Origin of the sequence: Pseudomonas sp. MBLB4123 (genome assembly GCF_051904775.1) — a bacterium.
Taxonomy (GTDB): Bacteria; Pseudomonadota; Gammaproteobacteria; order Pseudomonadales; family Pseudomonadaceae; genus Aquipseudomonas; species Aquipseudomonas benzenivorans_B.
Genome location: NZ_CP196711.1, coordinates 1,750,483 through 1,764,497, shown reverse-complemented (window position 1 = coordinate 1,764,497; position 14,015 = coordinate 1,750,483). Strand labels below are relative to the sequence as shown.

Sequence of the window (14,015 nt, the reverse complement as noted above, 5' to 3'; positions counted from 1 at the left end):
CTGGCAATGCCGAGAGGATGAAGAAGATGAGAGTCTGGGCAGTAGCCAATCAAAAAGGTGGCGTCGGTAAGACCACCACCTCCATCGCCCTGGCCGGGTTGCTGGCCGATGCCGGCAAGCGGGTGGTCGTGGTCGACCTCGATCCCCATGGTTCGATGACCAGTTATTTCGGCCATGATCCGGACGCCCTGGAGCGCAGCACCTTCGACCTGTTCCTGCATCAGGGCAGCGTACCGGAGGGGCTGCCGCGGCAGTTGCTGTTGCCGACCAGCCATGAGCGCATGGCACTGCTGCCCTCCAGCACCGCCCTGGCCACGCTCGAGCGCCAGTCCCCGGGGCAGAACGGCTTGGGCCTGGTGATCGCCAAGAGTCTGGCGCAGCTGTGGCAGGATTTCGATCACGCGGTGATCGACAGCCCGCCGCTGCTGGGCGTGCTGATGGTCAATGCGCTGGCCGCCAGCCAGCAGTTGGCGATCCCGGTGCAGACCGAGTTCCTCGCGGTGAAGGGCCTGGAGCGCATGGTCAGCACCCTGGCGATGATCAACCGCTCACGCAAGCAGGCGCTGCCCTACACCATAGTGCCGACCCTGTTCGACCGCCGCACCCAGGCCTCCCTGAGCACTCTGCGGGTGCTGCGCAACAGCTACCCGGAGCACCTGTGGCCGGCCTATATCCCGGTCGACACCCGCTTGCGCGATGCCAGTCGGGCGGGACTGACGCCTTCGCAGTTCGATCACAACAGCCGCGGCACCATTGCCTACCGCGCACTGCTCAAGCACCTGCTGGCGCATCAGCCGGCCGCGCAGGTGGCTTGAGATGAATGACGATGCCGAGCAGAATCGCTCAAGTCTGAGGCGGCTGCGGCCGATAGGCTGTACAGGCCATTGTTGCGGATTCCATCTATGACTCGTCCCCTTGCCACTGCCACCCGACCCCAGCTAGCCCTGCAGTCCTACCTGGACGGTCTGCTGCAGGAGGCCGCGGTCGAGCTGGCCGAGAGCAGCGGCCTCGACGAGTTCCAGGCCGCCGTGCTGGAGGAGCAGGTGCGCGATGCGCGACTGCTGCCGTCGGCATCGCCGACCTTGACCCTGGTCGAGCCCCTGCCTTGCGAGCCGGCGGCCGAGACGCCGTTGCCCGAGGTGCGAACTGAGCCTGAAGCGCCGGCGCCTATGGTCCAGCCGATTGCCGAGGTCAACCGGCCATCGCCCCAGGCGCCGCAGCCCCCCCTGCTGCGACTCGAGGGGCGGCCGGATTGGGCCCAGGAGCCCTTCGAGTGCCTGTTGTTCGATGTCGCCGGGCTGACCCTGGCCGTGCCGCTGGTCTGCCTGGGGTCGATCTACCCGCTGGCGGGGAGCGAGTTGACCCCGTTGTTCGGCCAACCGGACTGGTTTCTCGGCATACTGCCGTGTCAGGCCGGCAACCTTAAGGTGCTGGATACCGCGCGCTGGGTCATGCCCGACCGCTACCGCGACGACTTCCGCCAGGGCCTGCAGTATGTGATTTCCGTACAGGGCTACGAGTGGGGCCTGGCGGTGCATCAGGTCAGCCGCTCGATTCGCCTGCAGCCCGACGAGATCAAATGGCGTAGCGAGCGCAGTCAGCGGCCCTGGCTGGCCGGTACGGTGATCGAGCACATGTGCGCCCTGCTGGATGTGGCGGCCCTGGCGGAGCTGATCGCCAGTGGCGCGGCCAAGCGCATGGTCAATGGCCAGCTGCAGTGATTGAATGGTGCCGGGGGCGCGCTTGCCGCGAACCGGGCAGAAGATAACCAGCGGGTTGCACCGCACACGCCGCACCGCGCGGCTTATGACGAGGCTTGGGATATGAAGAAGAGTTCCGCGCAGGGCGCCGAAGACCCGATTCTGCAGTGGGTGACGTTCCGCCTGGATAACGAGACCTACGGCATCAACGTGATGCAGGTCCAGGAAGTGTTGCGTTATACCGAGATCGCCCCGGTGCCGGGGGCGCCGAGCTATGTGCTGGGCATCATCAATCTGCGCGGCAACGTGGTGACGGTCATCGACACCCGTCAGCGCTTCGGCCTGGACTCGGCGCCGGTGACCGACAATACCCGTATCGTGATCATCGAGGCGGACAAACAGGTGGTCGGCATCCTGGTCGACAGCGTGGCCGAGGTGGTCTATCTGCGCCAGTCGGAGGTGGAGACCGCACCGAATGTCGGCAACGACGAGTCGGCCAAGTTCATCCAGGGCGTGTGCAACAAGAACGGCGAGCTGCTGATCCTGGTCGAGCTGGACAAGATGATGAGCGAGGAAGAGTGGTCCGAGCTGGAGAGCATCTGAGTCATGCTCGGGATCGCCCTGCTGCTGCTCGCGCTGATCTGCCTGGGGCTGGTCGGCGCCTGCGTCTGGCTGGCCGCCCAGCTGCGGCACACGGTGCAGCTGCAGGGCGAGCGCGACGCGGCGCGCGATCAGCGGATCAAGGAGCTCGGCAAGCGCCTGGATGCCTACCTGGCCGGCAGTGTGCGCATGGGCGAGGAGTTGCATGAGCTGCGCCGCATCGTCGCGCCGCTGCCGGACAAGCTGAATCAGATCGAGCAGCGCGATCCCAGCAGCCTGTCCTTCACCCAGGCGGCGCGCCTGGTCGGCCTGGGCGCTAGCGTCGACGACCTGACCCACTCCTGCGGCCTGACCAAGGCCGAGGCGGAGCTGGTCAGCAAGCTGCACGGGGCCAAGGCCCATAAGCCCTGAGCCCCCTAGACGCGCGCAGCAGTTAGCGCTGGCAGTTCTTAGCCGGCCACCCTGCCCGGTTATTCGTTCCTAGTCTTCGATCCTCGGCGCCCTAAGCTAAAGCCTAGGCATGTTCGGCGGAGGTAGGCGCGATGCGCGGCTTGCTGGTTGTCTTGCTGTGCGCGGTGGCCTGGCTGCCGGCTCAGGCGCGAGAGGCGCCGTTGGTGGTGGATGGCGCCATCACGGTCAATGTGTTGCAGGCCAAATACCTGTACGACCGGGGGGCACTGTTCATCGATGTGCGGCCGTCGCGCGAGTGGGGCTGGGGTCATGTGCGCGGCGCCGTGCATCTGGATCTGGCCGACCGTTTCGCCGCCCTGGCGATGGCCCACTGGCCCCGCCAGATGCCGCTGGTGATCTATTGCGACAGCGAGGTCTGCCAGCGCAGCGCCCTGGCCTCCCATCTGGCGGTGAGCTGGGGCTACGAGCGGGTGTTCTACTTCCGTGGCGGCTATTTCGCCTGGCAGCTGTTCGACTTCCCCCTGGGCAAGGGCGAGGGCCGGGAGGCGATGGCCATCATCGAGTAGGGCCGTCGAGCAGGGGAGGGGCGGGAGTCGTATCGCGCTCCTGGGCGAAGCCAGGCGGGCACTTGCCTTTCAGGTACCAGGCGAAGGCGATGATCTCGGCGATGCAGCGGTAGAGCTGCTCGGGAATCGCCTCGCCCAACTCCAGGCGCGCCAGCAGGCGCACCAAGTCGGCGTTTTCATAGATCGGCACTTCATATTCGCGGGCGATCGCCAGGATGGCTTCGGCCAGTTCGTCGTCGCCCTTGGCGCTCAGGGTAGGGGCGCTCTGCCCGTCGTAGTTCAGGGCGATGGCCTGGCGGGGGGCTTGGCGTTTCATGCGGTTTCGTCGACCCAGCGTTGTTCCAGGGCGGTTCGTGGCCCCTGCGGCGGCACGCCCTGGCTGCAGCTCAGCTCGCCGACCACCAGGCCGGCGGCGGTCAGGCGTTCGCGCAGGGTCAGCAGCTCGGCGTCGATCAGCGCGGCGGTGCTGCCGCGCTCGGCCCATAGCCGGCTGGACAGTTTGCCCTGGGCCAGCTGGGCCTGCACCTGCAAGGGCCCCAGGGGGGGGAGGTCGAAGGCCAGCTCGATCCGCCAGAGCATTTCCTTGTGTTCGCCGGCGCTGCCCTTCTGCGCCTCTTCTCGCTGGATCTTCGCCTGCAACGGCACCAGCTCCTGCTGGTTGCGCATCGGCAACTCCAGCTGCCAGGTGGTGAGCAGGGTGCCGTCGGGGCCCACCTGACTCTGCGCCAGGCTCGACAGCTGGTGGGTCTGCAGGCGTGACACCGCCGCCGCTGCGAGTTTCAGCAAGGATTCGAGGTCCGCCTCGCCCTCCAGCGATTGCAGCAGCCGTGAGGGCAGGGGGAAGCGCAGGGCCTGCTGACGCACGCCGGACTGGCCGAGGTTGCCGAGTATGTCGCGGGCGAAGGCCGGCAGCGCCTGGGCCAGGGCGTTGCCGGCGTTGGCCGCGGCGAATGGTGCGCCGCCCGGCAGGGTGGGCAGCAGCTGGCTGACCAGGCGCAGCAGGTTGGCCTTGAGGTCCGTGGGCAGGGCGCCCTGCTGGCCGCCGAGCAGTTTGCTCTCGAGAAACAGGCCGCTGTTCTCCAGGGCCTGGCCGAGGCCCTTGGCCGTGCTCAGCTGGCCGGCGTCGGGCAGGCTGCCGAGCAGCTTGTCGATGCTGCCGCGCAGGCCATCGGGCAGGCCTTCCTGGCTGCGCATGCCCTGCAGGGCCTTGAACAGGCCTTCGAGGGAACCCTGGCGATTGTGCTGGCTCGCCAGCTGCTGGCTCAGCTCCAACTGGTCCAGGCGACTGCTCAGCGGTAGGAAGTTCAGGGCCTGGCTGCCCTGCACCTGGGCGCTGAGCAGGCTGCCCAGGGGGAGGGGCAGTGATGTTTCCAGGGCCAGCTTGCTGCCGGCCAGCGGGGTATTCAGCAGCTTGACCAGTACCCTGTAGACCGCCTGTTGCGACTGGGCCTGGGCCAGTGGCTCGCGGGCCACCACCTTGCCCTGCAGCAGGCTGCCGAGCGGCAGCTGCCCGAGGTCCAGGCTGGTCAGGGCCTTGTCGCTTCCCGCCTGCAGGGCGACCGCCAGGCGGGTTTCCGACAGGGCGGTGACCGCCAGCGCGGTGCCCTGGGCCAGGGGGTGCGGACTGCTGGCCTGCAGCGTGGTCTGGCGGCCATTCTCCAGGGTCAGCTTGAGCAGCAGCTGGAAGTTCTGCGCCGCCTCCTTGAGCGCCACCACCTCGGCCTGGGCGGTCTCGCCGCTCGCCAGCAGGCCCTGCAGCGGCTGCAGCAGCTTGAGTGCCAGGTCGCTGGCGAGGGCACTGGGCCGGCTGCTGGGCGGCATGGCTGGAAGAGGGCGGGCGCTGCCGATTTCGCTCATGGGCGGGTTACAACCTGTCAAATATGCCGACTGCGGGGGGCGCGGCAGGGCATGTATAATGCCGCCCCGTCCGGGCCGGCCATGCCTCAGTATAACGGCCGGCGCACTGTCGACTTGAACCGTTTTAGGTATCCATGCCTTGACCAGTCCCCTTCTCGAAGCCGTGGCGCTCGCTTGTGAGCGGGACTGGCGCATGCTGTTCGAACGGCTGGACCTGCGCCTGCAGGGCGGCGAGATGTTGCAGGTCTCCGGCCCCAACGGCAGTGGCAAGACCAGTCTACTGCGTCTGCTGGCCGGCCTGATGCACCCCACGGCGGGGGAGATTCGCCTGGAGGGCCGGCCGCTGACCCAGCAGCGAACCGAACTGGAACGCAATCTGTTGTGGATCGGCCATGCCGCCGGCATCAAGGGGCTGCTCAGTGCCGAGGAAAATCTCGCCTGGTTGTGCGCCCTGCACCGGCCGGCCAGCCGCGAGGCGATCTGGCAGGCCCTGGCCGCGGTCGGCTTGCGCGGCTTCGAAGATGTGCCCTGCCATACCCTGTCGGCCGGCCAGCAGCGCCGCGTCGCCCTGGCCCGGCTGTATCTCGAGGGGCCCGGCCTGTGGATTCTCGATGAGCCCTTCACCGCCCTGGACAAGGCCGCGGTCGCCCAGTTGGAGGCGCACCTGGCCGAGCATTGTCGCCGGGGTGGCCTGGTGGTGCTGACCACCCACCACGCGCTGAGCGTCAAGCCCGAGGGCTACCGCGAACTGGACCTGGGGCGCCGCGCCGCATGAGCAACGTCTTTACCCTGCTGCTGGCCCGCGAGGCGCGCCTGCTGTTCCGCCGTCCGGCCGAGCTGGCCAATCCGCTGGTGTTCTTCGCCATCGTCGTCGCCCTGTTCCCGCTGGCGGTGGGGCCGCAGACCCAGTTGCTGCAAACCCTGTCGCCTGGCCTGGTGTGGGTGGCGGCGCTGTTGGCCGTGCTGCTGTCGCTGGACGGGCTGTTCCGCAGCGATTTCGAGGATGGCTCCCTGGAACAGTGGGTCCTTTCGCCGCACCCCCTGCCTCTTCTGGTGCTGGCCAAGGTGCTGGCACACTGGCTGTTTTCCGGCCTGGCCCTGGTCCTGCTGGCGCCGCTGCTGGCCCTGATGCTCGGCCTGCCGGGGCGTTGCCTGCCGGTACTGCTGCTGTCGCTGCTGCTCGGCACGCCGGTGCTGAGCCTGCTCGGCGCGGTGGGGGCGGCGCTGACGGTGGGGCTCAAGCGCGGCGGCCTGTTGCTGGCCCTGCTGATCCTGCCGCTGTACATCCCGGTGCTGATCCTCGGCAGCGGCGCGCTGCAGGCGAGCCTGCAAGGCCTGCCCGCGGTCGGCCACCTGTTGTGGCTGGCCAGTCTCGCCGCACTGGCGGTGACCCTGACACCTTTTGCCATAGCCGCGGGTCTGACAATAAGCGTGGCCGAGTAGACAATAGGCCCGATGGGCCAGCGATTGCCGCACGCCCGGATGGCGGTTGCAGTCGGCCGAACCAACTGATGAGTGATTCGATGAACTGGACGTGGTTTCACAAGCTGGGCTCGCCCAAGTGGTTTTACCAGATCAGCGGGCGCTGGCTGCCCTGGCTGGCGGTGGCGGCGGCGCTGCTGATGGCGCTTGGCTTGGTCTGGGGCCTGGCCTTCGCGCCGCCGGACTACCAGCAGGGCAACAGCTTCCGTATCATCTATATCCATGTGCCGGCGGCATTTCTCGCCCAGTCGGTCTACGTCATGCTGGCCGTGGCCGGGGTGGTCGGGCTGGTGTGGAAGATGAAACTGGCCGACATCGCCCTGCAGCAGGCCGCGCCCATCGGCGCCTGGATGACCGCTGTGGCCCTGGTCACCGGCGCCATCTGGGGCAAGCCGACCTGGGGCACCTACTGGGTGTGGGACGCGCGCCTGACCTCGATGCTGATCCTGCTGTTCCTCTACTTCGGCGTGATCGCCCTGGCCCAGGCCATCAGCAACCGCGACAGCGCCGCCAAGGCCTGTGCGGTCCTGGCCATAGTCGGGGTCATCAACATCCCGATCATCAAGTACTCGGTGGAGTGGTGGAACACCCTGCACCAGCCGGCCAGCTTCAGCGTGGTGGAGAAGCCGGCCATGCCCCTGGAGATGTGGCTGCCGCTGCTGATCATGGTGCTGGGTTTCTACTGCTTCTTCGGCGCCGTGCTGCTGCTGCGCATGCGTTTGGAGGTGCTCAAGCGCGAGGCCCGCAGCAGCTGGGCCCAGGCCGAGATCAAGAGCCAGGTGGAGAAGGCCCTATGAGTTTCGCCTCCTTCGCCGAGTTTCTCGCCATGGGCAACCATGGCGTCTATGTCTGGTCCTGCTACGGCATCAGCCTGGCGGTGCTGGCGTTGAACGTGGCGCTGCCGGTCCTGGCGCGCCGCCGCTATCTGCAAGACGAGGCGCGTCGTTTGCGCCGGGAGGAGTCGAAGTGAACCCCGTGCGCAAGAAGCGTCTGTTTATCGTCCTGGCCATACTCGCCGGCTTCGGCGTGGCGGTGGCCCTGGCCCTGAGTGCGCTGCAGCAGAACATCAACCTGTTCTATTCGCCGACCCAGATCGCCAATGGCGAGGCGCCGCAGGACACCCGCATCCGCGCCGGCGGCCTGGTGGAGGACGGCTCGGTGGCGCGTTCCGCCGACTCGCTGGATACCGCCTTCGTGGTCACCGACGGTGCCGCGCGGGTGACCATCCGCTACAGCGGCATCCTCCCGGACCTGTTCCGCGAGGGCCAGGGCATCGTCGCCATGGGCAAGCTGAATGCCGACGGCGTGCTGGTGGCCGACGAGGTGCTGGCCAAGCACGACGAGAACTACATGCCGCCGGAGGTCATGCAGGCCCTGCAGCAGAGCGGCATGCAGCAACAGCATGACGCGGCCACCCAAGGAGGTGCGCAATGATTCCCGAACTCGGTCATCTGGCGCTGATCCTGGCCCTGTGCCTGAGCCTGGTGCAGGCCAGCCTGCCGTTGATCGGCGCCTGGCGCGGCGACCACCAGTGGATGAGCCTGGCCCAGCCCGCCGCCTGGGGCCAGTTCAGCTTCGTCGCCTTCGCCTTCATCTGCCTGACCTACGCCTTCATGGTCGACGACTTCTCCGTCGCCTACGTGGCCAGCAACTCCAACAGCGCCTTGCCCTGGTACTACAAGTTCAGCGCGGTGTGGGGCGCCCACGAGGGCTCGCTGCTGCTCTGGGCCTTGATCCTGGCCGGCTGGACCTTCGCCGTGTCGATCTTCTCGCGGCAGTTGCCGGAGGAGATGCTGGCCCGGGTGCTAGGCGTGATGGGTCTGATCAGCATCGGCTTCCTGCTGTTCCTGATCGTCACCTCCAACCCCTTCGCCCGCCTGCTGCCCAACAGCCCGGTGGACGGCAACGACCTCAACCCGCTGCTGCAGGACTTCGGCCTGATCATCCATCCGCCGATGCTTTACATGGGGTACGTCGGCTTCTCGGTGGCCTTCGCCTTCGCCATCGCCGCGTTGCTCGGCGGCAAGCTGGACGCGGCCTGGGCGCGCTGGTCGCGGCCTTGGACCCTGGTCGCCTGGGCCTTCCTCGGCATCGGCATCGCCCTGGGCTCCTGGTGGGCCTACTATGAGCTGGGCTGGGGCGGCTGGTGGTTCTGGGACCCGGTGGAGAACGCCTCCTTCATGCCCTGGCTGGTGGGTACGGCATTGATCCACTCGCTGGCCGTGACCGAGAAGCGCGGGGTGTTCAAGAGCTGGACGGTGCTGCTGGCCATCGCCACCTTCTCCCTCAGCCTGCTGGGCACCTTCTTGGTGCGCTCCGGGGTGCTGACCTCGGTGCACGCCTTCGCCAGCGACCCCGAGCGCGGGGTGTTCATCCTGGCCTTCCTGCTGCTGGTGGTCGGCGGCTCCCTGACCCTGTTCGCCCTCCGCGCGCCGGTGGTCAAGAGCCAGGTCGGCTTCGCCCTGTGGTCGCGGGAAACCCTGCTACTGGTCAACAACCTGATCCTGGTGGTGGCGGCGGCCATGATCCTGCTCGGCACCCTCTACCCCCTGGTGCTCGATGCCATGACCGGGGCCAAGCTGTCGGTCGGCCCACCGTACTTCAACGCCCTCTTCGTGCCGTTGATGGGCCTGCTGCTGGCAATGATCGCCCTCGGCGTGATCGTGCGCTGGAAGGACACCCCCGTGCGCTGGCTGCTGGGCATGCTCACGCCGGTGCTGCTGGCCAGCGTGGCTCTGGCCGTGCTCGGCAGCCTGTTGGTCGGCGACTTCAACTGGGCGGTGCTGGGCGTCTGCCTGCTGGCCGCCTGGGTGGTGCTGGCCGGCTTGCGCGATATCCACGACAAGACCCGCCACAAGGGCCTGCTGCGCGGTCTGCCGGGCCTGGGGCGCAGCTACTGGGGCATGCAGCTGGCGCACCTGGGCCTGGCGGTCTGCGCCCTGGGGGTGATCCTCACCAGCCTGGGCAGCTACGAGCGCGACATGCGCATGGCGCCCGGTGACGCGGTGGCCATCGGCGGTTACCAGTTCGTCTTCGAGGGCGCGGCGCACCGCGAGGGCCCCAACTTCACTTCCGACCGCGGCACCGTCAGGGTGCTGCAGGGCGGCGAGCAGATCGCCGTGCTGCACCCGGAGAAGCGCCTGTACACCGTGCAGCAGTCGGTGATGACCGAGGCCGGCATCGACGCCGGCTTCACCCGCGACCTGTTCGTCGCCCTCGGCGAGCCGCTGGAAAACGGCGCCTGGGCGGTACGCGTGCACATCAAGCCGTTCGTCCGCTGGATCTGGCTGGGGGCCCTGCTGATGGGGCTGGGCGGCCTGCTCGCGGCCGGCGATAAACGCTATCGGATGAAAGTCAGGACCCGGGTGCGCGAAGCCCTGGGCTCGGCGAGGACTCACGCATGAAACGACTGATCCTGTTGCTGCCGCTGGCAATCTTCCTCGGCGTCGCCCTGTTTCTCTACCGCGGCCTGTTCCTCGACCCGACCGAGCTGCCCTCGGCGCTGATCGGCAAGCCCTTCCCGGCCTTCTCCCTGCCGGCGGTGCAGGGCGGCGCGACCCTGACCCAGGACGACCTCAAGGGCAAGCCGGCGCTGGTCAACGTCTGGGCCACCTGGTGCGTGGCCTGCCGCGTCGAACACCCGGTGCTGAACAAGCTGGCCGAGCTGGGGGTGAACATCCACGGGGTCAACTACAAGGACGACAACGCCGATGCCCTGAAGTGGCTCGCGGAGTTCCACGACCCCTACCAGCTCAACATCGACGACGCCCGCGGCTCCCTCGGCCTGGACCTGGGTGTGTACGGCGCCCCCGAGACCTTCCTGATCGACAAGCAGGGCATCATCCGCCACAAGTTCGTCGGGGTGATCGACGAGCGGGTCTGGCGCGAGCAGCTGGCGCCGCTGTACCAGCAGCTGGTCGACGAGGTAGCGCCATGAGGCCCCTGCTCGGCGCCGCACTGTTGAGCCTGGTGCTGCTCGGTACCGCCCAGGCGGCCATCGACACCTACGAGTTCGCCAGCGAGGCGGAGCGCCAGCGCTACCGTACCCTGGTCGAGGAACTGCGCTGCCCGAAGTGCCAGAACCAGAACATCGCCGACTCCGACGCGCCCATCGCCATGGACCTGCGCGCGGAGATCTACCGCATGCTCGAGGAGGGCCAGAGCGACGAGCAGATCATCGACTTCCTGGTGGCCCGCTACGGCGACTTCGTGCTGTACAAGCCGCCGGTCAGCTCGCGCACCCTGCTGCTCTGGTATGGCCCGGCCGCTCTGCTGGTCGCCGGCTTCGTGCTGCTTGGCGTGATAGTGCTGCGCCGCCGCGGTAAGTCCTCCACGCCGGGGCAGGGGCTCTCCGACGCCGAGCGCCAGCGCCTCGCCGCCCTGTTGAATCAAGCCTCCTCGGAAAAGAAAGACCCATGATCGAATTCTGGCTGTCCGCCGGGCTGCTGCTGCTGGCCGCCCTGGCTTTTTTGCTGATTCCGGTGCTGCGCGGGCGCAAGGCCCAGGCCGAGGAAGATCGCACCGCCCTCAACGTCACTCTCTATCAGGAGCGCCTGCAGGAGCTGGAGGGCGAGCATCGCGCCGGCATCCTCAGCGATGCCCAGCTGCAGGCCGGGCGTGACGAGGCGGCGCGCGAGCTGCTGGCCGACACCGAAGGCGCGGGCCGCAAGGCCAGGAGTGGTGTGCTCGGTAGCAAGGTGCCGCTGACCGCGGCGCTGCTGATGCCGCTGCTGGGCTATGGCCTGTACCTGCACTGGGGCGCCATCGACCGGGTCGAGCAGGCACGGAGCTTCGCCGAGCAGCCGCAGAGCATCGAGGAGATGACCGCGCGCCTGGAGGCGACGGTCAAGGACAACCCCGAGTCGGCCGAGGGCTGGTACTTCCTCGGCCGCACCTATATGGCCCAGGAGCGGGCCGGCGAGGCGGCCCAGGCCTTCGAGCGGGCGGTTGCCATCGCCGGGCGCCAGCCGGAGTTGCTCGGCCAGTGGGCCCAGGCCCTGTATTTCGCCGGCAACAAGCAGTGGAGCGAGCGGCTGCAGCAGCTGACCGACGAGGCCCTGCAGGCGGACCCGGCGGAGGTCACCAGCCTCGGCCTGCTCGGCATCGCCGCCTTCGAGGGCGGGCGCTTCGCCGAGGCCATCGAGCACTGGCAGCGTCTGGTGGCCGCATTGCCGGAGCAGGACCCGTCGCGTCAGGCGATCGAGGGCGGCATCGCCCGGGCCCGCGAACGGCTCGCCGCCGAGGGCGGTGCGCAACCTGCGGAGCCGGCGGCAGAGCAGGGCCGGCAACTGCTGGTCAGGGTCGAGCTGGCCGCCGCGTTGCGCGATGAGGTGCAGCCTGGCGACAGCGTGTTCGTTTTCGCCCGCGCCGTCTCCGGTCCGCCCATGCCGCTGGCGGTCAAGCGCCTGACCGTGGCCGAGCTGCCAGCCGAGGTCAGTCTGTCGGACAGCGATGCGATGATGCCGCAGCTCAAGCTCTCCGGCTTCGAACGGGTGCAGCTGGTGGCGCGCATCTCGCGCAAAGGCGACGCCACCGCCGGCGAGTGGGTCGGCCGCAGCCAGCCGCTGGCCAGCAGCAGCGCCGAGCCGCAGCGCCTGACTATCGACAGCGCGGACGCTCAGGCGCAATGAGTCGACTGTTCGGCGTGTTCCTGGCCTTGGGGCTGGCGAGTCTGGCCGGCTGTGCGGTGCACGGCCCGGCGCCCGTCACGCAGGCGCCGGTCGCCCAGGCACACCCGCGCTATGCGCCGCCACCCGGCGCGCAGAGCCATTGGGACGCCGCCCTCGGCGTCTATGTGGTGGGTGGTGCGCGTCATCTCTACTACCGCGAGCGCACCTATTACCGCTGGCACGATGGTTGGAGCTGGGCCACCAGCTCCCAGGGCCCCTGGCAGCCGACCGACAGCGGCGGTGTGCCGCCAGGGCTGTATCGGCGCTACGCCCAGTAGCGCCAACTTCCTGCCTGCGGTCTCAGGTCAGTACGCCGTCGCGGTAGTCGCGCAGCGCCTGTTCGATCTCCTCCCGACTGTTCATCACGAAGGGGCCGTATTGCACGATCGGCTCGTTCAGCGGCTTGCCGGCGATCAGCAGCAGGCGGGCGCCCTGGCTGCTGGCCAGTTGCAATTCACCCTCGTCGGACAGGCGCACCAGACGACCGGCCGTCACCGTCCTGGGCGTGGCGCCCGGCAGCTCCAGGCTGCCCTCGTAGACATAGAGCAGGGCGCGATGGCCGTCCGTCAGGCGCGGAGCGATTCGGCTGCCGGCCGGCAAGTGCAGGTCGAACAGCTGCGGCTCGGTATGCGGCCGCTGCACCGCGCCGGTTTGTTGCACCTGGCCGTCGTCGAACCGGCCGGCGATCACCACTACCTCGACGCCGCCGGTGCTGGTCAGGCGCGGGATCTCGGCGGCGGGGATGTCGCGGTAACCGGGTTCGCCGAGCTTGTCCTGGCTCGGCAGGTTCAGCCACAGTTGGAAGCCGCGCATCACCCCCTGCTCCTGCTCGGGCATCTCGCTGTGGATGATGCCGCGGGCGGCGGTCATCCACTGCACGCCGCCGCTCTGCAGTAGGCCGACATTGCCCAGGTGGTCCTCGTGACGCATGCTTCCGGCGAGCATGTAGGTGATGGTCTCGAAGCCGCGGTGCGGGTGCGGCGGAAAGCCGGCGATATAGTCGTCCGGGTTATCCGAGCCGAACTCGTCGAGCATCAGGAAGGGGTCGAAGCGTTCGATCCCGGCGCCGCCTATCACCCGGGTCAGGCGCACCCCGGCGCCGTCGGAGGCCGCCTGGCCGGGATGGATGGACAGCACGCTGCGCAGTGAACTCATGGAGCACCTCCTCGAAGTGGAATGTGTCCATGCTATGCCTAGCGATTGAATCGATGGTTGCGAAATTCTCGCTATATCTATCGGTTTTATCGATTGCTTAGTGGGCCGGGCAGGGCGTCGCCGGACGGCTCTCCTCGGGCGGCTCGAAGTCCTCGATCAACCGGCAGAGGGCCTGGCCATCCGGCGCGCACTGGGGCTTGTCGGCCCAATCGTCGAGGGCGCTGCGCATCACCAGGGCCAGGCGCTGGCACTCCTCGATATGCGTCTGCAGGGCCTGCAGGCGTTCGCCGAGCAGGTCGCGCACCTCGCCGCAGTGTTCGGCGCCGCCTTCGGTGCGCTCGAGTATCAGCTGCACGTCCTTGAGGCTGAAGCCCAGGCGCCGGGCGCGGGCGATGAAGCGCAGGCGCTGCAGGTCGTCGGCGGAGAAGTTCTGGTAGCCGTTGTGCGGCTCGCGACTGGGGCGCAGCAGGCCCAGGTCGGTGTAGTGGCGCACGGTTTCCGCGCTGACGGCGGCGGCTCTGGCCAGTTGGGCGACGCGCATGGGAGGGCTCCTGAATGGACGGGGCAGCGCCAGG

At 68.2% G+C, this 14,015-nt stretch carries 19 protein-coding genes; 15 read left to right on the top strand and 4 right to left on the bottom strand.

All coding sequences use genetic code 11. The annotated features are described in order from the left end of the window. The first annotated feature begins 26 nt into the window (after window positions 1–26). From ACSX1C_RS08150 to ACSX1C_RS08130, 5 genes are all read left to right on the top strand, one after another. Entirely contained in the window at window positions 27–815 is a 789-nt protein-coding gene (locus ACSX1C_RS08150) for a ParA family protein (RefSeq protein ID WP_369959586.1), read from the top strand. An 87-nt stretch (window positions 816–902) separates the two neighbouring features. Then, the gene (locus ACSX1C_RS08145; protein WP_439889013.1) at window positions 903–1,721 is read left to right on the top strand and encodes a chemotaxis protein CheW; all 819 of its coding nucleotides are present in this window, start codon (window positions 903–905) and stop codon (window positions 1,719–1,721) included. 102 nt (window positions 1,722–1,823) lie between these two features. Beyond that, window positions 1,824–2,303 carry a chemotaxis protein CheW gene (locus ACSX1C_RS08140; RefSeq protein WP_296217448.1) on the top strand — a complete coding sequence of 160 codons (480 nt, stop codon included), beginning with the start codon at window positions 1,824–1,826 and terminating at the stop codon, window positions 2,301–2,303. Window positions 2,304–2,306: 3 nt separating this feature from the next. Further along, window positions 2,307–2,711, top strand: coding sequence for a DUF2802 domain-containing protein (locus ACSX1C_RS08135; RefSeq protein ID WP_318645804.1), 405 nt, complete (start codon window positions 2,307–2,309; stop codon window positions 2,709–2,711). A gap of 131 nt (window positions 2,712–2,842) precedes the next feature. Next, window positions 2,843–3,277 carry a rhodanese-like domain-containing protein gene (locus tag ACSX1C_RS08130; protein ID WP_439889012.1) on the top strand — a complete coding sequence of 145 codons (435 nt, stop codon included), beginning with the start codon at window positions 2,843–2,845 and terminating at the stop codon, window positions 3,275–3,277. Here the strand turns inward: ACSX1C_RS08130 and ACSX1C_RS08125 are convergent. Both ACSX1C_RS08125 and fliK read right to left on the bottom strand, forming a co-directional pair. Further along, a complete protein-coding gene (locus tag ACSX1C_RS08125) occupies window positions 3,267–3,593 on the bottom strand; it encodes an EscU/YscU/HrcU family type III secretion system export apparatus switch protein (RefSeq protein ID WP_439889011.1) in 327 nt (108 codons plus the stop codon). The two genes, ACSX1C_RS08130 and ACSX1C_RS08125, sit on opposite strands and share 11 nt — an antisense overlap. After that, the gene (gene fliK, locus ACSX1C_RS08120; RefSeq protein WP_439889010.1) at window positions 3,590–5,134 is read right to left on the bottom strand and encodes a flagellar hook-length control protein FliK; all 1,545 of its coding nucleotides are present in this window, start codon (window positions 5,132–5,134) and stop codon (window positions 3,590–3,592) included. The genes ACSX1C_RS08125 and fliK overlap by 4 nt, the downstream gene beginning before the upstream one ends. 139 nt (window positions 5,135–5,273) lie before the next feature. Here fliK and ccmA point away from each other — a divergent pair, with 139 nt between their 5' ends. From ccmA to ACSX1C_RS08070, 10 genes are all read left to right on the top strand, one after another. Next, window positions 5,274–5,909 carry a cytochrome c biogenesis heme-transporting ATPase CcmA gene (ccmA, locus tag ACSX1C_RS08115; RefSeq protein WP_439889009.1) on the top strand — a complete coding sequence of 212 codons (636 nt, stop codon included), beginning with the start codon at window positions 5,274–5,276 and terminating at the stop codon, window positions 5,907–5,909. Then, on the top strand, window positions 5,906–6,577 hold the full coding sequence (ccmB, locus tag ACSX1C_RS08110; protein ID WP_439889008.1) for a heme exporter protein CcmB: 672 nt from the start codon (window positions 5,906–5,908) through the stop codon (window positions 6,575–6,577). The genes ccmA and ccmB overlap by 4 nt, the downstream gene beginning before the upstream one ends. Before the next feature lie 80 nt (window positions 6,578–6,657). Beyond that, the gene (locus ACSX1C_RS08105) at window positions 6,658–7,413 is read left to right on the top strand and encodes a heme ABC transporter permease (RefSeq protein WP_439889007.1); all 756 of its coding nucleotides are present in this window, start codon (window positions 6,658–6,660) and stop codon (window positions 7,411–7,413) included. Then, window positions 7,410–7,586, top strand: coding sequence for a heme exporter protein CcmD (ccmD, locus tag ACSX1C_RS08100; RefSeq protein ID WP_439889006.1), 177 nt, complete (start codon window positions 7,410–7,412; stop codon window positions 7,584–7,586). Before ACSX1C_RS08105 ends, ccmD begins: the two co-directional genes overlap by 4 nt. Then, window positions 7,583–8,050 carry a cytochrome c maturation protein CcmE gene (gene ccmE / locus ACSX1C_RS08095; RefSeq protein ID WP_439889005.1) on the top strand — a complete coding sequence of 156 codons (468 nt, stop codon included), beginning with the start codon at window positions 7,583–7,585 and terminating at the stop codon, window positions 8,048–8,050. Before ccmD ends, ccmE begins: the two co-directional genes overlap by 4 nt. Beyond that, window positions 8,047–10,020: a heme lyase CcmF/NrfE family subunit gene (locus ACSX1C_RS08090; RefSeq protein WP_439889004.1), complete on the top strand. Its 1,974-nt coding sequence runs from the start codon at window positions 8,047–8,049 to the stop codon at window positions 10,018–10,020. Before ccmE ends, ACSX1C_RS08090 begins: the two co-directional genes overlap by 4 nt. Continuing rightward, window positions 10,017–10,553: a DsbE family thiol:disulfide interchange protein gene (locus ACSX1C_RS08085; RefSeq protein WP_439889003.1), complete on the top strand. Its 537-nt coding sequence runs from the start codon at window positions 10,017–10,019 to the stop codon at window positions 10,551–10,553. The genes ACSX1C_RS08090 and ACSX1C_RS08085 overlap by 4 nt, the downstream gene beginning before the upstream one ends. Further along, window positions 10,550–11,035: a cytochrome c-type biogenesis protein gene (locus ACSX1C_RS08080; RefSeq protein ID WP_439889002.1), complete on the top strand. Its 486-nt coding sequence runs from the start codon at window positions 10,550–10,552 to the stop codon at window positions 11,033–11,035. The genes ACSX1C_RS08085 and ACSX1C_RS08080 overlap by 4 nt, the downstream gene beginning before the upstream one ends. Further along, window positions 11,032–12,246 (top strand): c-type cytochrome biogenesis protein CcmI, encoded by a 1,215-nt coding sequence (gene ccmI, locus ACSX1C_RS08075; protein ID WP_439889001.1) that lies wholly within the window; start codon window positions 11,032–11,034, stop codon window positions 12,244–12,246. The genes ACSX1C_RS08080 and ccmI overlap by 4 nt, the downstream gene beginning before the upstream one ends. Beyond that, window positions 12,243–12,563 (top strand): hypothetical protein, encoded by a 321-nt coding sequence (locus ACSX1C_RS08070; protein WP_439889000.1) that lies wholly within the window; start codon window positions 12,243–12,245, stop codon window positions 12,561–12,563. The genes ccmI and ACSX1C_RS08070 overlap by 4 nt, the downstream gene beginning before the upstream one ends. 22 nt (window positions 12,564–12,585) lie before the next feature. On the opposite strand, the gene ACSX1C_RS08065 is transcribed toward ACSX1C_RS08070, so the two are convergent. Next, on the bottom strand, window positions 12,586–13,440 hold the full coding sequence (locus tag ACSX1C_RS08065) for a pirin family protein (RefSeq protein WP_439888999.1): 855 nt from the start codon (window positions 13,438–13,440) through the stop codon (window positions 12,586–12,588). A gap of 97 nt (window positions 13,441–13,537) precedes the next feature. Next, entirely contained in the window at window positions 13,538–13,981 is a 444-nt protein-coding gene (locus ACSX1C_RS08060) for a MerR family transcriptional regulator (protein WP_439888998.1), read from the bottom strand. Between the last annotated feature and the right edge of the window lie 34 nt (window positions 13,982–14,015).